The sequence below is a fragment of the Pseudoalteromonas sp. S327 genome, from assembly GCF_005886415.1.
GTDB lineage: Bacteria > Pseudomonadota > Gammaproteobacteria > Enterobacterales > Alteromonadaceae > Pseudoalteromonas > Pseudoalteromonas atlantica.
In genome coordinates this window covers 132,915-155,245 of sequence record NZ_PNDP01000044.1, presented here as the reverse complement: position 1 = coordinate 155,245, position 22,331 = coordinate 132,915, and the positions used below count along the sequence as shown (strand labels likewise).

At 41.7% G+C, this 22,331-nt stretch carries 21 protein-coding genes; 12 read left to right on the top strand and 9 right to left on the bottom strand.

Features of this window, described 5'->3' with window-relative positions:
• Positions 1-281: 281 nt before the first annotated feature.
• Together CWB60_RS14505 and gloA are read left to right on the top strand one after the other, a co-directional pair.
• Positions 282-665 carry a hypothetical protein gene (locus tag CWB60_RS14505; RefSeq protein WP_138576402.1) on the top strand — a complete coding sequence of 128 codons (384 nt, stop codon included), beginning with the start codon at positions 282-284 and terminating at the stop codon, positions 663-665.
• A 115-nt stretch (positions 666-780) separates the two neighbouring features.
• Positions 781-1,308: a lactoylglutathione lyase gene (gloA, locus tag CWB60_RS14500; RefSeq protein ID WP_138576404.1), complete on the top strand. Its 528-nt coding sequence runs from the start codon at positions 781-783 to the stop codon at positions 1,306-1,308.
• An 82-nt stretch (positions 1,309-1,390) separates the two neighbouring features.
• On the opposite strand, the gene htpX is transcribed toward gloA, so the two are convergent.
• From htpX to bioB, 6 genes are all read right to left on the bottom strand, one after another.
• On the bottom strand, positions 1,391-2,254 hold the full coding sequence (gene htpX, locus CWB60_RS14495) for a protease HtpX (protein ID WP_138576406.1): 864 nt from the start codon (positions 2,252-2,254) through the stop codon (positions 1,391-1,393).
• 229 nt (positions 2,255-2,483) lie between these two features.
• Positions 2,484-4,055, bottom strand: coding sequence for an FAD-dependent oxidoreductase (locus tag CWB60_RS14490; RefSeq protein ID WP_138576408.1), 1,572 nt, complete (start codon positions 4,053-4,055; stop codon positions 2,484-2,486).
• A gap of 145 nt (positions 4,056-4,200) precedes the next feature.
• Positions 4,201-4,884 (bottom strand): dethiobiotin synthase, encoded by a 684-nt coding sequence (gene bioD / locus CWB60_RS14485; protein WP_004586636.1) that lies wholly within the window; start codon positions 4,882-4,884, stop codon positions 4,201-4,203.
• Positions 4,885-4,913: 29 nt separating this feature from the next.
• A complete protein-coding gene (locus CWB60_RS14480; RefSeq protein ID WP_138576410.1) occupies positions 4,914-5,810 on the bottom strand; it encodes a methyltransferase domain-containing protein in 897 nt (298 codons plus the stop codon).
• A complete protein-coding gene (locus CWB60_RS14475) occupies positions 5,807-6,964 on the bottom strand; it encodes an aminotransferase class I/II-fold pyridoxal phosphate-dependent enzyme (RefSeq protein ID WP_138576412.1) in 1,158 nt (385 codons plus the stop codon). The genes CWB60_RS14480 and CWB60_RS14475 overlap by 4 nt, the downstream gene beginning before the upstream one ends.
• 11 nt (positions 6,965-6,975) lie before the next feature.
• On the bottom strand, positions 6,976-8,016 hold the full coding sequence (gene bioB / locus CWB60_RS14470; RefSeq protein WP_138576414.1) for a biotin synthase BioB: 1,041 nt from the start codon (positions 8,014-8,016) through the stop codon (positions 6,976-6,978).
• 92 nt (positions 8,017-8,108) lie between these two features.
• Between bioB and bioA the strand changes: the two genes are divergently transcribed.
• From bioA to CWB60_RS14440, 6 genes are all read left to right on the top strand, one after another.
• Entirely contained in the window at positions 8,109-9,410 is a 1,302-nt protein-coding gene (gene bioA / locus CWB60_RS14465) for an adenosylmethionine--8-amino-7-oxononanoate transaminase (protein ID WP_138576416.1), read from the top strand.
• Positions 9,411-9,573: 163 nt separating this feature from the next.
• Complete coding sequence (locus CWB60_RS14460) at positions 9,574-10,386, top strand: hypothetical protein (RefSeq protein WP_004586641.1); 813 nt, start codon at positions 9,574-9,576, stop codon at positions 10,384-10,386.
• The gene (locus CWB60_RS14455) at positions 10,387-11,427 is read left to right on the top strand and encodes an extracellular solute-binding protein (protein WP_138576418.1); all 1,041 of its coding nucleotides are present in this window, start codon (positions 10,387-10,389) and stop codon (positions 11,425-11,427) included. It begins immediately after the preceding gene.
• Positions 11,428-12,927, top strand: coding sequence for an ABC transporter permease (locus tag CWB60_RS14450; protein ID WP_138576420.1), 1,500 nt, complete (start codon positions 11,428-11,430; stop codon positions 12,925-12,927).
• Positions 12,928-12,941: 14 nt separating this feature from the next.
• Positions 12,942-13,955, top strand: coding sequence for an ABC transporter ATP-binding protein (locus CWB60_RS14445; RefSeq protein ID WP_004586644.1), 1,014 nt, complete (start codon positions 12,942-12,944; stop codon positions 13,953-13,955).
• Positions 13,956-13,973: 18 nt separating this feature from the next.
• Positions 13,974-14,612 (top strand): Vat family streptogramin A O-acetyltransferase, encoded by a 639-nt coding sequence (locus CWB60_RS14440; RefSeq protein WP_138576422.1) that lies wholly within the window; start codon positions 13,974-13,976, stop codon positions 14,610-14,612.
• Between the two features lie 18 nt (positions 14,613-14,630).
• Here CWB60_RS14440 and CWB60_RS14435 read toward each other — a convergent pair whose 3' ends face one another.
• On the bottom strand, positions 14,631-15,065 hold the full coding sequence (locus tag CWB60_RS14435; RefSeq protein ID WP_138576424.1) for an ATP-binding protein: 435 nt from the start codon (positions 15,063-15,065) through the stop codon (positions 14,631-14,633).
• A gap of 447 nt (positions 15,066-15,512) precedes the next feature.
• On the opposite strand from CWB60_RS14435, the gene asnS reads away from it, so the two are divergent.
• Together asnS and CWB60_RS14425 are read left to right on the top strand one after the other, a co-directional pair.
• Positions 15,513-16,910 (top strand): asparagine--tRNA ligase, encoded by a 1,398-nt coding sequence (asnS, locus tag CWB60_RS14430; protein ID WP_138576426.1) that lies wholly within the window; start codon positions 15,513-15,515, stop codon positions 16,908-16,910.
• A gap of 151 nt (positions 16,911-17,061) precedes the next feature.
• Positions 17,062-17,994, top strand: a complete 933-nt coding sequence (locus tag CWB60_RS14425) for a PstS family phosphate ABC transporter substrate-binding protein (protein ID WP_138576428.1) — start codon at positions 17,062-17,064, stop codon at positions 17,992-17,994.
• 50 nt (positions 17,995-18,044) lie between these two features.
• On the opposite strand, the gene CWB60_RS14420 is transcribed toward CWB60_RS14425, so the two are convergent.
• Positions 18,045-18,971 carry an electron transfer flavoprotein subunit alpha/FixB family protein gene (locus CWB60_RS14420; RefSeq protein ID WP_138576430.1) on the bottom strand — a complete coding sequence of 309 codons (927 nt, stop codon included), beginning with the start codon at positions 18,969-18,971 and terminating at the stop codon, positions 18,045-18,047.
• A complete protein-coding gene (locus CWB60_RS14415) occupies positions 18,972-19,721 on the bottom strand; it encodes an electron transfer flavoprotein subunit beta/FixA family protein (protein WP_054982548.1) in 750 nt (249 codons plus the stop codon).
• A 206-nt stretch (positions 19,722-19,927) separates the two neighbouring features.
• Here CWB60_RS14415 and CWB60_RS14410 point away from each other — a divergent pair, with 206 nt between their 5' ends.
• Together CWB60_RS14410 and CWB60_RS14405 are read left to right on the top strand one after the other, a co-directional pair.
• Complete coding sequence (locus tag CWB60_RS14410; RefSeq protein WP_138576432.1) at positions 19,928-21,574, top strand: electron transfer flavoprotein-ubiquinone oxidoreductase; 1,647 nt, start codon at positions 19,928-19,930, stop codon at positions 21,572-21,574.
• A gap of 133 nt (positions 21,575-21,707) precedes the next feature.
• On the top strand, positions 21,708-22,172 hold the full coding sequence (locus tag CWB60_RS14405; protein ID WP_004586653.1) for an acyl-CoA thioesterase: 465 nt from the start codon (positions 21,708-21,710) through the stop codon (positions 22,170-22,172).
• Positions 22,173-22,331: the final 159 nt, after the last annotated feature.

Below are 22,331 nucleotides of genomic sequence, written 5' to 3'. Positions count from 1 at the left end.
TTACTGTAAGTAGTTCCTGCAATAGTTAATTAAACCCTACATGGCACATAGTTAAATAACGATGAATAAAGCGCCCTATTTTATTTTGCTAACTGTTTTACAAACTTAATTTTACTTTGCATCGTACTTTGTTTATCGACATAGGTACCTACGTATTACACAAGTATTCAAAGTAACCGATATGGAGTTATAAGTTTACTTTTTCAAAGGATAATGTGATTATCATTTTAGGTACAAATTAACAGTTTTCTTTGCTCAATAACGTTATAAAGGGATTTATCTTGAAATTAATTAAAAAAGCGATAGTTATCGGAGTATTAATACTGGTACAAGGGTGTGTTTCTTACGATTTAGTGCACGTTGAAACATATACTTCAGGCCAAAAGCCAGTTGAAGGCACCGCCGTTAAACAAATTAAGTATGGGGATGGCTTTAAATGGGTGGGTGTTATAATTTCGCCAATCATTCCTATTCCTCTTATATTACCTTATGGCCGTGAACGCACCACTACTTGGCTATCTGATAATGGTGCTAGTGTTTACACAGAAATTCAAAAAACAGAAGCCAAAGGGTATGGGTGTATGTTTATAAACTCAGAAATAAATGGCTGTAGCGATGAAACTACTTGGGGCGCATTAATGATAAATGATATTAAGCTTCACTAACTATTTTGCACCACTCTTTTAAGCTCAGGGCAGTTTAAATTTAAACGACGGTTGATTATGTTGGTTTAAGCATTATATCTAAGTTTTCGCTTCTTAATTTATACAAAGGATTACCATGTCTAGCTATAACGAATCTACAGAGCAAATTGAACAGGCCACTCAAGGCTATGTGATGCAGCAAACTATGTTGCGTATTAAGGATCCCAAACCGTCGCTCGAATTTTATCAAAATGTATTAGGTATGAAGCTGTTAGGTAAGTATGACTTTCCTGAAATGAAGTTTACATTGTACTTTTTAGGCTACGAGCCAGAGCAGCCGCAAGGTGATGATAAAACCAAAGCTAAATGGGTATTTGGTCGCCCTGCATTAATCGAGCTTACCCATAACTGGGGTACAGAAAACGACGACAGCTTTGAGGGCTACCACAGCGGTAACCAAGAGCCTAAAGGCTTTGGCCATATTGGTATTAGCGTACCCGATGTATACGCCGCGAGTGAGCGCTTTGCAAAATACGATGTAGAATTTGTTAAAAAGCCAGATGATGGCTCAATGAAGGGCTTAGCATTTATAAAAGACCCTGACGGCTACTGGATTGAAATACTCTCACCTGAGGGCATTACCGATATTATTTTTAGTAAATAACTTTAACCCTTGATAAACCAGTTACCACATACTAAAAAGCCAGCTAATTAGCTGGCTTTTGTGTTTTTAAATAAGGGTTAGCTTATTTACGCAGGGCGTCTATTCGCGCATCTAGCGGTGGGTGAGATGAAAACAGTTCAGCCATACCTTTACCACTTGCTATACCTAAGGCCATCATTGAGCCTTGTAATTGCGACGGGTGGTTTTGCTTTAATCGCTCTAGAGCTGAGCGCATTTTGTCTGCACCTACTAATTTAGCTGCGCCGCTGTCGGCTGCAAATTCACGCTTACGGCTGTAACTTGCTACCACTATGCTTGCAAGCACACCAAATACAACTTGGAATAACATATCGAATAAAAAGTAAGACCAGCTACTACCGCCCTCTTCTTCATCGCCATTTAAAAAGTTATCAACTATGCCTGCCAGTACTTTTGCGGCAAATATTACAAAGGTATTTACCACGCCTTGTATTAGCGTAAGCGTTACCATGTCGCCATTAGCAACGTGCGATACTTCGTGGGCAAGTACGGCCTCGGCTTGGTCTTGATTCATGTTATGTAATAACCCTGTGCTTACCGCCACCAGCGAGTTGTTTTTACTTGGGCCAGTTGCAAAGGCGTTCATTTCTGGGCTGTCGTAAATTGCTACTTCAGGCATTTTTATACCTGCTTTTTGCGCTTGTGCTGATACAGTTTGTACAAGCCAGTGCTCGGTTTCGTTGCGCGGTTGAGTAATTACCTGTGCGCCCGTTGATTTTTTAGCAATCCACTTAGACATAAATAACGAAATAAACGAGCCACCAAAGCCAAATACAGAGGCTATAAGTAATATTCCGCCAAGGCTACGATGGCTTAAACCCAGCGCGCTCATTATTATTGAAAGCACTACACCTAATACCAACATAACCGCTAGGTTAGTTAATAAAAACAAAAATATACGTTTCATATTGTCCTCACAAAAATAGGTTTGATCACCGAACATAAAATTAAATTAGGTTAAAGCAATCATTACGTCATGACACACTATGTCAAGGCGTTGAGGCTATTCTGTGACAAACTATGTCATAACGCAAGGGTTATTTGCAAGTTTATTAATAAATTTTTTGAGGAGTTTAAAAAGGGAGTAAAGTGTGGCGTAACGCAATTATAAAACCTCGTTACGCCAATAAAAACAATTAGTTGCTGGTTATGCCGCTACTTGTAATGCAATTATTAATTGTTGCCATATCTGTAGGAAAACCGCGCTCTTTTGCGAGTAATTGCGCCACCTTGGTTATATCTGCATGGTTGTGTTGTTGAAGATACGTCCACTGGTGATGAGTACGATGCTCATTTATGTGCGCATCGTCGCTTATTAAGCCAAGTTTAGTAAATTCAGCCACTATTTCATCAGCAGCGATTAAGGTAGATGACGCTTTTACGTTTTCGGCACGTGCGTAGCTAATATGCGAATATAAGCTAACATCTGCGACGCGCAAGGTGTCGTCTTCTCCTGGGATTTGCTGGCCACCAAACAAGGCATTGTTTTGCGGGTTAGCGTTTTTAAATGCCGGAACAAACTCGGCTACATAATCAATGGCTTTTTGGCTACGCGCTTTTAGTACTTGCTGATCCCACCCATTGTTTATGTAATTTAAGTATTTAGCTGGCAATTGCGGCTGTGCACTTTGCTCGTTGGTATCGGCTAGACCATCGTTAAACAAGGTAATTGAGTTGGTCATACCATGAATTTGATAATAGCCATTAGGATAAGGCGTTAGTTGTGCCATGCCCTCTGGCGTGCCACGGTTACCATAAATAATAATTTCTGGAATTTGCCCGCCAGCACCTTGCCAATGCGTAATGTAAGAGGCTTTAAATTCGACCATACGTTTGGCCTCTACGCCTACCATGTCATCTACAATACCGGTTTGAAAGCCACAGGCATTAATAAGGTAGTCTACCTCTAGTGTTTGCGTAGAGTCGCTTTGGTTGTTTTGGTATTCAATTTTCCAGGTTGGCGATTGGTTATTGGCACTGGTTTGCTCAGCTTGGCTAACTTGCTTTACCTCTGTGCTGGTAAGTACATTAGCGTGTTCGTACTGGGCAAGCGCAAGTTGGGCGCTGGCCGATAACCTAAAAATATTCCACCCGTATTCTTGCGCAACAATTAGCGGGTATTTTACTTTGCTTAAGTTTAGGTGCTTAGCAACGGGGATCATCCACTCATCTAGCGTTTTAGGCTCTGCAACCTGCTCTTTTATACTCAGCGCTATCATTTGCTCATGACTATACAGCTGGTAGTAATTGTCTGGCTCGCCAAGTACTTTGTTGTTAGGGTCTTGCTCAACTAACTCTTTATACGCGTTGGTGATTTTATTTAATCGTGGTAGTAAATCATCGGGTGAGTCGTCATCTCGCGTTGGCACTGCAAACACGGTTGGGCGTACGTCTATGGTGTAGGGGTATAGGCGTAAAATATCAATACATTGTTTGAGTAAATCTATGCAGTCTTCGTCAGGTATTTCACGGTATAAATTACCACCGGCGTGTAAATGGCACATAGGTGGGCCATCTATAAGTGACTTTTTTTTCTCAAAAATAGTGGTATGAATCCCTAGCGCTGCCAATCGAATAGCTATTGTTGCCCCTGCTGTGCCGCCACCTAAAATGCCCACACGGGTTTTAGGCTGAGCAGTTGGCTTTACCTCGGGTTCACCCGTTACCTGTGTGTTTTGAGCGAAGCGTTTAATGTATGGGTGCGTCATGTAGCGGTTTATTTCCTTAGTAACAATAGCTTTAACTTGTAATATGTGTACTAAAGGGGGTATTTTCAAGGCGCAAATACAATTAATAAGCTCATGTATTTAATATAAAAACTGCTTTGCATTTAAAAACGCAAAGCAGCCACAATTAGCTCTGTATATTGAGGGTATTAAGTAAGGTTTTGTATATTTGTAGTTTAGGGGTTTGCTCGCTGTATGGGCTTATAGCCAAAATAGGAAATGGCAAACGTGCTTTTAACGAATCAAGGTTAGCTTGGTATTCATCCATATTTGGGTCTACTTGGTTGGCAATCCAGCCTACACAGTTAATACCTAAACTTTGCATATGGGCAGCGGTAAGTAAAGCATGGTTTAAACAGCCTAGTTTCATGCCTACTACTAAAATTACGGGTAGTTGCTCGGCCTTAACCCAGTCGTATAAATAATCGGTGTTATTAATTGGTAGTGCCCAGCCACCAGCGCCTTCGGTTAGGTGGTAATCGGCACCTTGTTGTTTGAGTGTTGAGTACGCTGTACTTAGTTTATCGAGCGTAATGGTTACCCCTACTTGCTCTGCGGCTATGTGCGGCGCAATAGGCGGCGCAAAGGCAAAGGGGTTTATTACATCGTATTTGGCACTTACCGTGGCGCTTTCCATTAGCATTAGTGCATCGGCGTTTACTAGCTGATCAAACGCCATTTCGCAGCCTGCGGCAAGTGGCTTAAAGCCAATTGCGTTTTTTTTATGTTGGGCAAGTAGCTTTAATAGCAAACTAGTCACGTGGGTTTTTCCGGCGTCGGTGTCGGTACCGGTAATAAAAAATTCTTTCATTTTACTGCCTTGATTAATTTTAATATTAGCTACTCATGGCTTTTTTGTAATGATAACAATACCACATGGTAAGATACACACGCTTGATTGTTTAAAAGCGGATACGCATTGCACACCCGTTGTAGCGCCGACTTAGTTAATAACCCTTGGCGTGAATTAGCATGATTTTGCGTTGTAGCACCAATGGCTTTAATAGATTTAATGGCTTTTAACGGGCTTGAATAACAATCGGTATAAATTACTTTTTGCGAACTATTAATACTAAACCCTGCCTTTTGGACCGACTGGTTTATATAAGCGTGTGTATTAAAGGTATTTATATGGCTACGGTTATCAAGCGCTGCAAACGCTGTTTTAATTTCGTTAAGCGAACCCGCAACAACTGTGCTTATATAAGCCTGCCCGCCAGGCTTTAAGCTTTTATAAAGCGCCTGCATTAATTTTTCAAAATTAGCCGACCACTGCACTGCAAAGTTACTAAATATAGCGTCAATACTGTTTGCTTGTAGCGGCAGGTTATCCATATCGGCGCAAATTTTTGGGTTAGTTAATGCAGCGCTTTTAAGCATGTTTAAGCTTAAATCTATGGCAATTACTTGGCCGTATTGTTTGCTTAGCTGCGAGGTATTAACCAGTGGGCCAGCTCCTAGATCTACACAGCATTTACTTTGGTTGTGCGACTGGGAGTTTATTAATTTAAATAAATCGCTTGCTGCCTGTTTTTGTACATTGGCATGGCTGTTGTACTGCTCAGCTGCTTTAGAAAACTTATCATTCGCCCCCTTTTTAAGCGCTGTATGAGGGCGTACTTGCTCAGCACTTTGTATAAGCGCACGCTTTTGTGAAGCCCCATTTATAGGTAAAAGCGCGGGCTTTTTATTTAAAGCTTGCTTACTGTGGGTATGAGCTAAAGCCTGCGCAATCATGCTATTGCGCCTTTTAAGTGCTCAACAAGTGCTGTTATATCTGCATGGGTATGCGCCGCTGTTAAGGTTACACGTAACCGCGCGGTATTATGCGCAACCGTGGGTGGGCGAATAGCGGTTAGCCAAATACCCTGCTGTTTAAGCCTTTGTGCTGCGTGTAACGTTTGCTCTGCGCAGCCAAGTACAATGGGCTGAATAGCGGTGTTTGACTCCATTACCGCAATGGCGTGTTGTTTACAAAGCTGCTTAAAAAAAGCAATGTTACTACTAAGCTGCTCGCGTTTAATATCTGCACATTTAATGGCTTGCAAGCGCGTAAGCGTAAGTGCTGCCATAAGCGGCGACATAGCGGTTGAATACGTATAGTCGCGGTTAAACTGCAGCATGTAATTAATAAATTGGTTTTTTGCTAATACACAGGCTCCGCTGCTTGCTACTGCTTTTCCAAAAGTAATAACCAGTATATCGGGAAGTGCTAAGCCTTCATCTAATAATGCCTCACAGCTACCTAAACCGGTTTTACCTAGTGCGCCAAAACCATGTGCATCGTCAATCATAAGCCAAGCATTGTGCTCTTTAGCTAAAGCAAGCAGCTCTTTTATGGGGGCGGTGTCGCCATCCATCGAAAACACCCCTTCACTAATAATTAGCTTATTGTGTGCTTTTGATTTTTCGAGACGCGAACGTAAATGCTTTAAATCGTTATGGTTAAAGCGTATTAATGCTGCATTTGAATGCATTGCGCCGTCAATCAAGCTAGCGTGGTTGAGTTTATCTTGAAAAATAGCACTGTTTTGCGCCGCGCTTTTATCGTTAAACAACGCTTTAATTACACTGCTATTTGCACTAAACCCCGAGTTAAACAACATGCCTGCCTCGTAGCCAAGCGCACTACATAAGTATTGCTCTAGCTGCTGTTGCTGCGCCTGATACCCAGTCACTAAAGGTGAGCTGTGGCTACCGAGTACGTTGTTTTGCTCAAGGTTAATACTGCAATCACCAAAGCCTAGGTAATCATTACTGGCAAAATTAAGGTACGTTGCGTTATTTACCGTAATGGTACGTGCTGTGGCGCGCTGCACCACATGGCGTTTACGTAATAACGCATGTTGCTGTTGTTGCTGCAAATGCGTATTTAAAAATTCAAATGGCATAAAAGGTAAGCTTAGGCTTCGTAAAATAAGGCTGAGGTTGCTTTATCGGCCACTTGCGATGACAGCGATGCGGCAACGGCTTCGTCTGAATAGTCTTGGTGTTTTTCTGGGTTCATGCCTAATTTTTTAATTAGCTTCATGTCGGCATCGGCCTCTGGGTTTTCGGTTGTGAGTAGTTTATCACCATAAAATATTGAGTTAGCGCCTGCAAAAAAGCACATTGATTGCATTTGCTCGTTCATGGCGCTGCGACCTGCCGATAAACGCACATAGCTTTGTGGCATCATAATACGGGCGGTAGCTATAGTGCGTATAAATTCAAAATGATCTAAATCGTCTACGTTTTCAAGCGGTGTGCCTTTTACTTTTACCAGCATATTAATAGGTACGCTTTCTGGTTGTTGTGGTAAATTTGCCAGCTGCATTAATAAACCGTAACGGTCGCTTGCTTGCTCGCCCATACCGACAATACCGCCTGAGCATACTTTCATGCCGGCATCGCGTACGTGATCTATGGTATTTAACCTGTCTTCAAAGGTACGCGTTGATATAATTTGCTCGTAATATTCAGGCGAAGTGTCGAGGTTATGATTGTAGTAATCAAGCCCTGCGCTACTTAGCTCATGTGCTTTTTCGTTGGTAAGTTTACCAAGCGTCATACAGGTTTCTAGGCCAAGTTCTTTTACTTCTTTGACCATTTTAGAAATATACGGCATGTCTCTGTCTTTTGGATCTGACCATGCTGCGCCCATACAAAAACGGGTTGCGCCTTTTTGTTTAGCTAGGCGTGCTTGCTCTACCACTTTTTCTACTTCTAGTAGGCGCTCGCGCTCTAAGTCGGTTTTATAATGCCCCGATTGCGGACAGTATTTACAATCCTCTGGGCAAGCCCCTGTTTTAATAGATAATAAAGTAGATATTTGTACTTCGTTAGGATTAAAATTAGCGCGATGAACCGATGCCGCCTTAAATAATAAATCGTTAAATGGCATTTCAAATAATGCCTTTACTTGGGCGTGGGTCCAATCGTGGCGAACAGGTGCAAGTTCCATAGTAGTCTCTTATTTTTCTCAGTGGTGATGTTGGATTAGTCTACGTCTTGAAGTACCATTGTCAACGAAACCCATCACGTTAAAGTTTACATATGAATAAAAAACAAACGATTGACCTTGATTTTGATCGTGACCATATTTGGCACCCTTACACATCAATGACACAGCCTATCCCGGTTTATCCTGTTACTCATGCAAATCATAATTTAATTTACCTAGAAACCGGCGAGCAACTCATAGATGGCATGGCCTCATGGTGGAGCGCAATTCATGGCTATAATCATCCGGTATTAAATAACGCCATGATTGAACAAATTAATAGCATGAGCCATGTAATGTTTGGCGGCATTACCCATAACAGCGCGGTAGAGCTGTGTAAAAGGCTTATTACAATTACCCCAAAAAGTTTAACTAAGGTGTTTTTAGCCGATAGCGGCTCGGTAAGTGTAGAAGTAGCGATTAAAATGGCGCTGCAATATTGGTTAAGCCAAGGGCTTAAACACAAGCAAAAATTAATGACACCGTATAAGGGTTATCATGGTGATACATTTGCCGCTATGAGCGTGTGCGATCCGGTTAATTCTATGCACAGTTTATATAAAGGTTTTTTACCAGAGCATGTGTTTGTACCCGCCCCTGTAAGTAAATTTGATGGCGAGTTTAACCAAGCAGAAGCCCAAACGCTTGAACAATACTTTAAAACGCACCACCACGAGGTAGCCGCCTTTATTATTGAGCCCATAGTACAAAACGCCGGCGGCATGAACTTTTATCACCCCGCGTATTTAGCCTGCGTTCGTAAATTATGCACACAATATAATGTATTACTGATTTGCGATGAAATAGCCACAGGGTTTGGCCGCACAGGTAAATTATTTGCTGTAGAGCACGCTACTATAGAGCCTGATATTTTATGTATTGGCAAAGCCCTTACCGGTGGCTCAATGACCCTTTCGGCTACACTCACCAGTGATAAAATAGCCACAGGCATTAGCGAAGGTGAAGCCGGCGTTTTGATGCACGGACCTACATTTATGGGCAACCCGCTTGCCTGTGCAGTTGCGTGCGCCAGTATAGATTTACTTTTAGCGCAGGATTGGCAACAACGCATTAGCGATATAAACACTCAACTACAACAGCTTAAAAAGTGCAATGAATTAGATGCTGTTGCCAATGTGCGTACCTTAGGCGCAATAGGTGTTGTAGAGCTAACTGATGCCGCTGGCAATGTAGATGTTGCTAAAATTCAAGCCTTTTTTGTAGAGCAAGGCGTATGGATTAGACCCTTTGGTAAACTTATTTACCTAATGCCCCCGTATATTAGTGACTCAGCCAGTATACACACCTTATGTGATGCCATTTACACTGCAATTGCAGGTAAGCATTACTGCTAAGCGTTAAATTATACCTAAAAGGCATAGTCATTATTTGCCTGTTAGGTATTAATTTTGCTCAGGTTTTGAGCTTTGCATTGACGTATTTGTTATATTGATTTTAGTAAATATTACGGATATGATAATGTCTATCATTTACAATTACCTTTTCGGACTCTTTACTATGAAACACCTTTCTAAATCTGTAAAAACATTAGGTGCAAGCTTATTGTTAGCTTCTGCTTTTGTAACGCAACCGGCGCTAGCTAACGGCCCAATTGGTGAGCACGTAAACCATTTACAAGAAAACATTAAAGACTATTCAGAAGAAGTTGAATGGATGGTTGGTAAAGTAGACACCATGGTAACTGACTACAGCAAAAGCGGTGCAAAGGCTGTAAACAGCGACGATTTAATTGAATATTGGGAGTCGGTTAAGTTTCACAGCGCTATTGAAACTAACTTTGTGCCTGTATATGCCTCAATTTGGCAAGGCATTTATGGTGTAAAAATGGCCATTGATAACAACAAGCCTGCCCAAGAAGTGCGCAATCAGCAAAAAGCCATGAACATAGCCTTGTGGCAAGGTCTTGGTGCTGTTAAGCTTGCGGCAAAATTCCAGCAAAAAGGCTTACTTGATACAGTTAAAGCCACTGCTACAGAAGGCATGACCCAAAGTGCCACCATTGACGAAATCAAGCACAAGCTTGACCGTGTTGTTGCTAAATTTGCAGAGCGCTTAAACGAAGAAGCCACTGAAATTGTTCACGATACGTATTTACACCTTTTTGAAGGCGTAGAAGGTACGCTTATCGAACAAGATGCAAAACTAGTAGAAGTGCTGGAAAAAGATTTTAACGTAACACTACCGCAAACAATTAAAAGCGCTAAAAGCGTTGATGAAGTACGTGACGTGGTAAGTGATATGCACACTAAATTAGACCGCGCTAAAACGCTAATAGAAAAAGCGGAGAAGTCGCGTAAGGATGTTTTTTAAGTGAAGCGTAGGACCTTTATACAAGGCCTAGCTGCGTTAGGGGTTGTTGGCGCTTTGCCACTGCCCCTTTCTCGCGCACTAGCTGCCGATATAGCAAACCCAGTTTCTGTTGATAATTTACCAAAGCTTAAAGGTGATTTAACCTTATACCTAGGCCGTGGTGAAGGTGGTTTGTATGAAAATGTATTACAAGCGATTCAGAATAAAAATCCTGACTTTAACTTAGCTATTCGCCGCGGTCCGACTGCTGCACTTGCCAATACTATAGTGGCAGAGGCAAAGGCAGGTGTACGCCGCGCCGATTTATTTTGGGCGGTTGACTCAGGTGCTATTGGCCTAGTTACCGATGCAGGCCTTGCAAAGCCCCTACCAAGTGATTTATCTGCACAGTTACAACCGCAATTTAGATACGATCAATGGGCGCCGGTTACCGGTCGGATCAGAACCTTGCCGTATAACACATCGCGTTTAACCAAAGATCAAATTCCAACAAGCATAATGGAGATTGCAGATAGCGATTTATCAATTGGTTGGGCCCCTGCTTATGCATCGTTTCAATCGTTTGTTACCGCTATGCGTATTTTAGAAGGCGATGATAAAACTGCTAAATGGCTTAAAAAAGTTAAAAAGCGCGCTAAAACATACGCCGGTGAACTCGGTGTTGTAATGGCGGTAGAACGTGGTGAAGTAGATATTGGTTTTGCTAATCACTACTACACGCTGCGTCTTAAATCGGGTAAACCAGATGCTAAATTAGACTTAGCCTTTACCGAGCAAGATGCAGGTTGTTTAGTCAATGCCTCGGGTATTTTAACGCTAAACAATGACCCACTTGCTACTAACTTTATGCGTTACTTATTAAGCGAAGAAGTACAAGGTTATTTAGCCCGAGAAGCGTATGAAATACCGCTTGTTAATGGCATTACTCAACCGGCAGGCTTACCATCGCTGAGTGACATATCTCCACCAAAGGTTGATTTAACTCAACTTGCGGATTTACGCCCCACCATCAACTTGATGCGCAACAACGGCGTTTTATAAATGCGAATACCTGCTTCTTACCCAATGGCGCTGCTTGCAGCGCTCATTACGATTACCCCTGTTTATATTTTAATTACCCTTGCTAGCGACTCCAGTACCCTTTTTGACAGTCATAATTTAAAAATACTGGGCAATACGTTATCGCTAATGGGCTTAACCGTATTTGGCTCAATTCTGATTGGGGTACCACTGGCTTTTATAAGTGCTTATGTGCATTTGCCTTTTAAAAAAATATGGCTGGTGATTTTTGCCGCGCCCTTGGCTATTCCAAGTTATATTGGCGCATTTACTTTGTACGCTGCGTTTGGCCCAGGGGGTGAAATAAATAACCTACTTGGCTTTGAAACCCCACCCATGTACGGGTTAAGCGGTGCAGCCATTGTAATGACCTTATATACCTTCCCTTTTGTAATGATGACCACACGCTCGTCACTGCTCAGTTTAGATGCCAGCATGGTAAATGCAGCGCGCACCTTGGGTATGTCGATGACACAAAGTGTGTTTAAAGTAATTTTACCCCGTGTAGTTAACGGTATTGCAGCGGGCTCATTATTAGTGGCGCTTTATACACTTTCAGACTTTGGTACACCCGCAATGATGCGCCTAGATACCTTTACCCGGGTAATTTACGTAGAATACAATGCGTTTGCATTAGGGCGCGCGGCAATGTTGTCGCTGCAATTAATGGTTATTGTTGGCTTTTTACTTTTAATAGAATCACAAATAAAAACCGCCTCTGAACGACACGGTCGCCCACTGGTTTTATTTCCCACTAAATGGCAAATAACCGCAATGATTGCTGCGTTTGGCCCTATTTTATTGTTAGCTATTGGTTTACCACTAGCGATATTTTTTGTTTGGCTAGCACGCGATGGTTACAGCAACTTTGACTTTAGCATAGCGTGGAACTCAGCGTATGCCTCAGCCATTGCAGCCATAGTGGCGGTTATTGTGGCTATCCCTGTTGCTCATGCCGCATTAAGCGGAAAAGCCGGCAGAATAATGGAGCGTGTTACCTATTTTGGTTTTGGTATTCCTGGCATTGTGATGGGTACCGCGCTGGTATATGGCGGCTTGCAACTCCCGTTTTTATATCAAACATTAGCGCTTCTGATTATTGCTTACATGCTACGATTTTTACCGCTTGCAGTTGGCTCTATTCGCACCAGTACAGAGCATTTAGATCAAAGCTTAATAAAGTCGGCGCGCGTATTAGGTGCAAGCCCTCGTGAAGCCTTTACTCGCATTACCCTGCCGCTAACAATGCGTGGTATTATTGCCGGTGCTGCATTGGTATTTTTAGAATCAATGCGCGAGCTTGAAGCAACGCTATTGCTAGGCCCAACCGGGTTTGAAACCCTTTCAACCTATTTATGGCGTGTGTACGAAGCCGGTTATTTTGGCCGCGCTGCCATTCCCGGTTTATTGTTAGTGGTGATTTCTGCCTGTGGCTTAGCTATTATGATGTCTGGCGAAAAACGTAACCAACTCGAACATTGAGGATTTAAAAACAAATGCTATCTGTAAGCCAGTTGTCTATAGATTACGGCAGTAACCGTGTAGTAAGCGATTTAAATATATCGTTAGGTGAAAATGAAATTCTCATGCTAGTAGGCCCTACGGGCTGCGGTAAAAGTACAATATTGCAAGCACTTGCAGGGCTTATCCCCATTAGTGAGGGTGAAATAAACGTAGGCAAATGGCGCGCAACGCCAAAACGTAATGTGCCCCCTGAAAAACGCAGTGTTGGTATGGTGTTTCAAGATTTTGCATTGTTTCCTCATTTAACGGTTGAGCAAAACATTTGTTTTAGATTAAAAGACACCGCCATTGCCGATCATTGGATTAAACTGCTTGGTCTAAATGATTTTAGAGCAAAAAAGCCAGCCACCCTCTCCGGTGGTCAAAAACAGCGCGTAGCACTTGCGCGTACACTTGCTCACCAGCCAGATTTTGTGTTACTTGATGAACCACTTTCTAACCTTGATGCCGCATTAAAAGATATGCTGCGCTGGGATATAAGAAACGCCCTAAAAGAAGCGGGAGTGCCTGCCGTGTGGGTTACTCACGACCAAGAAGAAGCGCTTTCGGTAGGTGACCGTGTAGGTGTATTACAAAACGGTAAAATACAGCAACTCGACAGCCCTGAACAATGCTTTAGCATGCCAAACAACCGCTTTGTAGCGCGCTTTTTAGGTGAGGCAAGCTTTATTGCTGGGCAGTTTGAAAATGGCCAAGCAACCACTAGCATTGGCGTAGCACCAGGGCAAGGTATAGACTGCGACAGTGGCGATGTAGATGTGTTGCTTCGCCCTGACGATGTACAACTTATTCAAAACTTAAATCAACCTAACGGTGAAGTTGTTTGGGTACGCTTTGAAGGTGGCAGCCGTTTATGTGCGGTTAAATTAAGCTGTAATACGCTCGTTACTAGCCGTGTAAGCCACGAGGTTGTGGTTAACCCGGGTGACAGCGTTCATGTATCTATTGTTACTACTCACCCGCTGGCTGTGTATAAAAAACAATAATTAAACTATGAGGTAGCTATGTCTAAACAGGGCCCTAATCCAAATAACCCTGCCCCTGTTGAGGGCTTTCCTCAGGTTGGCTTTTTAAAAAACTTTATTACCTCGCCTAATATAGTTGTGGGTGATTATACCTATTACGACGATCCTGACGGCCCTGAAAACTTCGAAAAAAATGTCCTTTACCATTTCGATTTTATTGGGGATCGTCTCATTATTGGGAGCTATTGCGCCATAGCTAAAAATGTGACCTTTATAATGAACGGCGCTAATCATCAAACCGCGGGGTTTTCTACCTATCCATTTTTTATATTTGGCAACGGCTGGGAAAAATCGGCCCCGCAGGCTGGCGAGTTACCCTTTAAAGGCAATACGGTTATCGGTCACGATGTATGGATTGGTTATGACGCAACCATAATGCCAGGGGTAAATATTGGTAGTGGCTCTATCATCGCAAGTAAATCGGTGGTTACCTGCGATGTACCCCCTTATAGCGTGGTAGGTGGTAATCCGGCAAGGGTAATTAAGCCCAGGTTTGAGAGCAACACAATAAGTACGTTATTAGATATAGCTTGGTGGGATTGGAGCAATGAAAAAATCACTGCTCATCTAGATGCCATTACTCAATGTGATTTAAGCGCTTTAGTAAAGCTTAAATAAGCCATAAGTAACACTCACCTACCACTCAAACATGTACGCCATTTTACTAATGGTTTTTAAAGGCACGTTATGCGTGTTGCGCTTAGCGTATAAATGCTGCATAGACTTGTCTTTTACTTCACCAACAATAACTTCTTTAACTTGATAACCAAGTGCATGTGCTGCTTGAGAGTACGCAATAAACTCCCATTTTTTTATATTGGTGTTATCAACAATCACAAGCGGAATATTTTGCGCTAAAGCATTTATAAAGCGCGCTAAATTTAAATTATGATATTGCGGTAGTTTAAATTTATCAAAGTGATACTCGCCGTGTTCATTGACAAAGTAGTCATCGGTTGAACAAATTAAATACTGGCTTGTATCTACTCCACCAAGCTCATCGGCTAGGGTTTGTGCATAGTAAGACTTACCACTTCCTGGTAGCCCTCTTAAAATAAAAACTTGTTTCATAGCATCCATTTTTGGGTAATGGTAAATATTAAATAGTTAAAATTATGATGTGCTGATTTACCGGCTTAATTGTTACTTATTATTTCATCATTGTAAGCCATTAGAATAACGCTGAAGCAGTTAGCGCGCCCACTAGCTCACAAATTTTGCTCGGTAATTAAATAGCCTCAAGGTTGGCTAATTTCAATCCGTAGAGTCAACACGCAGTAATAATGCCACAAAATCACTAAATTTCAGAGCACCAAATAACAATAGTGGTAATTTAAAGCAAAAAACGCTTTAAAAGTAACCCACTTGCATAAAAACTTTTAAAGAGTTGCTCACAATAGTTTTTTTATTTTATTTAACTAGGTAAGATACACGGTTCAAGTTCAACGCAGTAAATTTAACCGCTGCGTTGAGTAGTTAATATTATACAGTTAGGCAACTTATATCATTGGAGTGAAGATGAGCCATTTAGCGATTTCAGAGCTATTAAAAGGCAATGTTGTGGTAGACAGCCAAGTAACAGTAAAAGGCTGGATCCGTACACGCCGCGATTCAAAAGCAGGAATATCATTTTTAGCCGTTCATGACGGTTCGTGTTTTGATCCTATTCAAGCGGTAGTTCCTAATTCACTAAATAATTATGATGAAGTTACTAGCTTAACAGCCGGTTGTTCTGTGTCGGTTACTGGTGTGTTAGTGCAATCTGCAGGTAAAGGTCAGTCATTTGAAATTCAAGCTAATTCTGTCACAGTTTTAGGTTGGGTAGAAAACCCAGATTCATACCCTATGGCCGCTAAGCGCCACAGCATTGAGTATTTACGTGAGCACGCTCACCTTCGCCCACGTACAAACATGATAGGTGCAGTAACACGTGTGCGTAACTGTTTAGCACAAGCTATTCACCGTTTTTACCACGAGCAAGGCTTTTACTGGATCAGCACCCCAATCATCACAGCCAGTGACTGTGAAGGCGCAGGTGAAATGTTCCGCGTATCAACACTTGATATGCAAAACTTGCCACGCACTGATAAAGGCGACGTTGATTACAGCGAAGACTTTTTTGGTAAAGAAGCCTTTTTAACGGTATCTGGCCAGTTAAATGGTGAAACATACGCATCGGCTATGTCAAAAATTTACACCTTTGGCCCAACATTCCGTGCAGAAAACTCAAACACGTCTCGTCACTTGGCTGAGTTTTGGATGGTTGAACCTGAAGTAGCATTTGCTGATTTAGAAGATATTGCAAAACTTGCTGAAAACATGCTTAAGTACGTATTTAAAGCGGTACTTGAAGAGCGCCGTGACGATATGGAATTTTTTGCACAACGTATCGAAAAAACAGCGATTAGCCGTTTAGAAGAGTTTGTAGAAAAAGACTTCGCCCAAGTTGATTACACTGACGCCGTAGAAATACTTAAATCATGTGGTAAAAAGTTTGAGTACGCCGTTGAATGGGGTGTAGATTTACAATCTGAGCACGAGCGCTACTTAGCTGAAGAGCACTTTAAAGCACCGGTTGTTATTAAAAACTACCCGCGCGATATTAAAGCGTTTTACATGCGCCAAAACGAAGACGGTAAAACCGTTGCCGCTATGGACGTTGTAGCGCCAGGCATTGGTGAAATTATTGGTGGTTCACAACGTGAAGAGCGCCTTGATGTGCTTGATGCGCGTTTAGATGAAATGGGCTTAAACAAAGAAGATTACAGCTGGTACCGCGATTTACGTAAATACGGTAGCGTGCCACACTCTGGCTTTGGTTTAGGTTTTGAACGCCTAGTTGCTTATGTTACAGGTATGGGCAACGTACGTGATGTAATTGCCTTCCCTCGTACTAAAGGCAGCGCAACGTACTAATCAAATTAATTGATTTAAAAAGCCAGCTTTTTTGCTGGCTTTTTGATATCTGTTGTTTTTAATTATGGCTTTGTAAAATACTGTTTATAAATTAGAGATTTATAAATTTTGAGCTATAGTTTTATAACGTATTCGTTATTTGGCTAATAGCATGATAAAAAACCTTATTTTGGCAGCCACCGTACTGCTTTCATCCTCTAACATTGCAACTTCAGTTTCTAATATTGCCCCAGATCACAAGCCTTTACTTATTGGCGGTTCTTCTTCGGTCTCGCACCTGTTGCTTTTATTAAAGCCCAACTATGAAGAGCAAACAAATACGGCCATGCAAGTCCGCTCCATGGGCAGTACTAAAGGCATTAAAGCCATAGCACAAAACATTATTGATATTGGTACTTCATCGCGCTATTTAACCAATGAAGAGCAAGAGCAATACCCTCATGTACGTCAAATTGTTATTGCACAAGATGCGCTGGTATTTTTTACTAACAAAAAAAATAACATTGATTCGCTAAGCGTAGAGCAACTCAGCGACATTTATGCGGGCAAATATAAAACGTGGCAAGAAGTTAACCCAAATTATAAACCAGAGACACAAAGAGATAATAAAATTCTCCTGTTTAGTAAGGCCTATAACCATGGCACCTTTGATATTTTATTAGAGTTTTTAAACCTATCTTTTATGCGGGTTCCAAATGGTAATACAATTAAACTAAAGCAGGCAGGTAACCACGGGTTATTTCCTAAAATGGAAGTGCAAATGTATGACGAATTTAACCAAGCCCTTGGCATAGTACAACGCATGCCAAATGCCATTGCTTTTGACTCTTACGGTGCAGTCTCGCAGCTGCTTGGCTCTAAAAAAATAAATAAAATAAATTTACTCGGTATCAATGGCGTTAACGTTTCAGATGAAACTATTAAAAATGGTGAGTATACGTTTGTTCGCCCCCTAATTTTATTGGTAAATAGCCAATCGAGCCGCTCTGTAGAGCAAACAGAGGTGTTGCTCAATTTATTAAAAGATAAGCGTGTTTTAGATACTTTGTCAGCGCATCATTATTCTATGCTTGAGGTGGAATAAAAAAAGCCGCAGGAACCTAAGTTCACCGCGGCTTTACAACCAGAATATGTTTATAGCGCGTTTTCAAGCTGCGGTAATACCTCAAATAAATCAGCAACCAGGCCGTAATCTGCCACCTGAAATATAGGTGCGTCTGGGTCTTTATTAATCGCTACAATAACTTTTGAGTCTTTCATACCTGCTAAATGTTGAATAGCACCACTTATGCCCACGGCAATATACAGATTAGGCGCTACGATCTTACCCGTTTGCCCTACTTGCATATCGTTCGGTACAAAGCCTGCATCAACGGCAGCACGAGACGCACCAATTGCAGCGCCTAACTTGTCAGCAATACCGTTTAATAAAGTAAAGTTTTCACCATTTTGCATGCCACGACCACCTGATATAACTACCTCTGCTGCAGTTAGCTCAGGACGCTCTGACTCGGTTTGTTCAACACTTACAAAGTCACTTAATTGAGTATCACTTAGTGGATCTAATGCATTTATGCTGGCAGGTGATTGTTGGCTTTGTAAGTCAAAACTACTCGCTCGTACGGTGATCACTTTTTTACTATCAAGCGATTTAACCGTGGCAATTGCATTACCGGCGTAAATGGGGCGTTTAAATGTATCGCTATCTATTACTTCTATTATTTCTGACACTTGCGCAACATCTAAAAGCGCTGCAACGCGAGGCATAAAGTTTTTACCTGTGGTGGTTGCACTGGCAACAATATGCGTATAATTATCGGCAATAGTTAAAACAAGCTCAGCCATATTTTCAGCTAACTGATGCTGATAAAGTGCATTATCGGCGGTGAGTACAGTTGTTACACCTTCAATACTGGCAATCTGTTCGCTCATTGCGCACACATTTAAACCCGCAATAAGTACATCTATATCAAAGCCTAATTTACTTGCCGCATTGATTGTTTTTGAGGTTTCTGGTTTTAGAGCACCGTTATCGTGCTCTGCAATTACAAGTGTTTTCATTTAAATCACCTTTGCCTCTGTTTTAAGTTTCTCTACCAGCTGGGCTACATCTTCAACAATAATACCGCCACTGCGCTTAGCCGGCTCTTCTACTTTCATTAACTGTACGCGGGGTGTTAAATCTACACCTAACGAATCTGCTGCTATTACATCAAGTGGTTTACGCTTTGCTTTCATTATATTTGGCAGCGATGCATAGCGAGGCTCGTTTAAGCGTAAATCGGTAGTTACAATAGCGGGCAGTTTAAGTGCAACAGTTTGCAAGCCACCATCTACCTCACGGGTTACATTCACTGTGTTACCGTTTATATCCACCTTAGAGGCAAACGTACCTTGGCCGCGCTTAGTTAAAGCCGCCAGCATTTGGCCTGTTTGGTTGTTGTCTGAGTCAATAGATTGCTTGCCTAAAATAACCAGTTCTGGGGCTTCTTGCTCAACTAATTTTGCTAATAATTTAGCAATGTGCAGCGATTCTAGTTTTTCATCGGTTTCGATGTGAATGGCTTTATCTGCACCTAATGCAAGAGCGGTGCGTAGCTGCTCTTGCGCTGCTTTTGCACCAATTGTTACCGCTATAACCTCAGTTGCTGTGCCCGCTTCTTTTAATCGAATGGCTTCTTCTATCGCAATTTCACAAAATGGGTTCATTGCCATTTTTACATTTGCTAAGTCAACGTCGCTATTATCAGCCTTTACGCGTGCTTTAACGTTGTAATCGATCACTCTTTTTATTGGAACGAGAACTTTCATAGGAACTCCATCTATATTTAAACCTACAAGCTAACGTGTACGTCAACCTATTTATTTTATGAATTCAGACTACTTCCTGTTGACGTAAACGTCAACCTAAAATAACCTTAAAGTATTCACAGCCTGTAACATTTAATGTGCAAGTATTAAAAAGGCTGCATTGCTTATCTAATTTAGCTAAGCCCGTCATTGATTAAGAGGTTATTATGGTCGAACGTGAAACCATGGAATTTGATGTAGTTATTGTAGGTGCCGGCCCAGCGGGCCTTGCCAGTGCTATTAAGCTCGCACAGCTAGCGCAAGAAAAACAACAAGAACAAACTATCTGTGTGGTAGAAAAAGGCTCCGAGGTAGGCGCGCATATTCTTTCAGGTGCGGTATTTGAAACCAAAGCCTTAGATGAGCTTTTGCCTAACTGGCAAGAGCTTGGCGCTCCTGTCACTACACAAGTGACACAGGATGAAATTTATTGGTTTAATAACAGCGAAAAAGCCACTGCTCTCCCTCGCTTTGCGACCCCTAAAACATTTCATAATGAAGGTAATTACATTGTTTCTATGGGCAATGTGTGCCGATGGCTTGCCGAGCAAGCTGAAAATTTAGGCGTTGAAATATTCCCAGGCTTTAGCGCTCACTCTTTAATTATTGAGCAAGACACCGTTAAAGGCATTATTACGGGCGATATGGGCGTTGATAAAGACGGCAATGAAAAAGATGGTTATATGCCAGGTATGGAACTTCGCGCTAAATACACTGTATTTGCTGAGGGGTGTCGCGGCCATTTAGGTAAGCAGCTTATCAACGAGTTTGCACTTGATAAAGATGTGTCACCACAGCACTATGGCTTAGGCTTTAAAGAGATTTGGCAAATAGATGCCAGTAAACACCAGCAAGGTAAAGTAGTGCATGGTACGGGCTGGCCGCTAAGTGGCGATACCAATGGCGGCTCTTTTATGTATCACTGCGATAACAATCAAGTGGTTGTAGGGTTAATTGTTGATTTAAATTATTCTAACCCACGTTTAAGCCCGTTTGATGAGTTTCAGAGAATGAAACACCACCCTGTTTTTAAGCAAACCCTTGAAGGGGGTGAACGCATTGCCTATGGCGCCCGTGCAATTGCAAAAGGCGGCCTTCACTCACTGCCTAAAATGCATTTTGCTGGTGGCTTATTAATAGGTTGCGATGCCGGTACACTCAATTTTGCCAAAATTAAAGGTAACCATACCGCAATGAAATCAGGCATGGTGGCGGCAGAAGTTATTTTTAAAGCGCTCCAAAGTGGCCAAGCTAATACTGATTTAGCTGATTATAAAAACGCGTTTGAAAATTCTTGGGCTTATAAAGAGCTTTACCAATCGCGTAATTTTGGCCCCGCTATGCATACCTTAGGTAAGTTTGCTGGGGGTGCGTATAATACCCTTGATCAAAACATCTTCAACGGTGCACTGCCCTTTACCTTTAAAGACAACACGCCCGATTACGACACGCTAAAAGATGCAGCTAACAGCCCTCACATTGACTACCCTAAGCCTGATGGCCTACTTAGCTTTGATAAACTCTCTAGCGTGTTTTTATCTAATACTAACCATGAAGAGTCGCAGCCTTGCCATTTAAAGCTTAAAGATCCCGCCATTCCTATTGCGGTTAATTTAGTAAAGTTTGACGAGCCCGCACAGCGCTATTGCCCTGCAGGGGTATACGAAGTGCAACAAATTGAAGGTGAAGATCAGTTTGTGATCAATGCTCAAAACTGTGTGCATTGTAAAACTTGCGACATAAAAGACCCAAGCCAAAACATTACGTGGGTAACACCCGAAGGTGCTGGCGGGCCAAACTACCCTAATATGTAACTATTTTATGCACAAAGGTGCATTAAAAACCTATCTTTTACATATAAATTATAAACCTATCCTAAATTGCAGGGGCTTCGGCCCCTTTTTTACGGTATGCTCATAGGTAAGTTTCATAAAGTGAGTATTTAATATGCCGTCGTCAAATGTTGTATTTCGTTTTTTAGCAGAGCCTACCGATGTAAATTTTGGTGGGAAGGTTCATGGTGGTGTGGTCATGAAATGGATTGACCAAGCGGGTTATGCCTGCGCTGCAGGTTGGAGCGGCCATTATTGTGTTACTGTTTCTGTTGCTGGGGTTAAATTTAGACGCCCTATTTTGGTTGGCCAAATTGTCGAAGTTGAAGCAAAAATTGCGCATACAGGGTCAACAAGTATGCAAATATTTATTCAGGTACGGTGTGGCGACCCTAAAACTCAAAACATGGTAGAAACAAACCACTGTGTTATTAGCTTTGTAGCAATGGACGAAACAGGTTACCCGGTAGAGGTTCCTGCTTTTAAAGCACAAACAGAAGAAGATATTAAATTGGAAAACTACGCTATTAAAATGAAACAAATTGCAATTGAGACAGAAAATTTGCTTCATAAAGTATAAAAGTACAATGTAAAATTCACATAGACCATGTAAAAGGTACAATCTTTACTTAGAAAACAAAAAACTAAAAAAGTTCACCCTGCTTATAAAAAATACAAAATAGCCGTAAAAATGCCGTATAAGTCGTTTTTATGGCTATTTTGTAACCACAGCCTATTG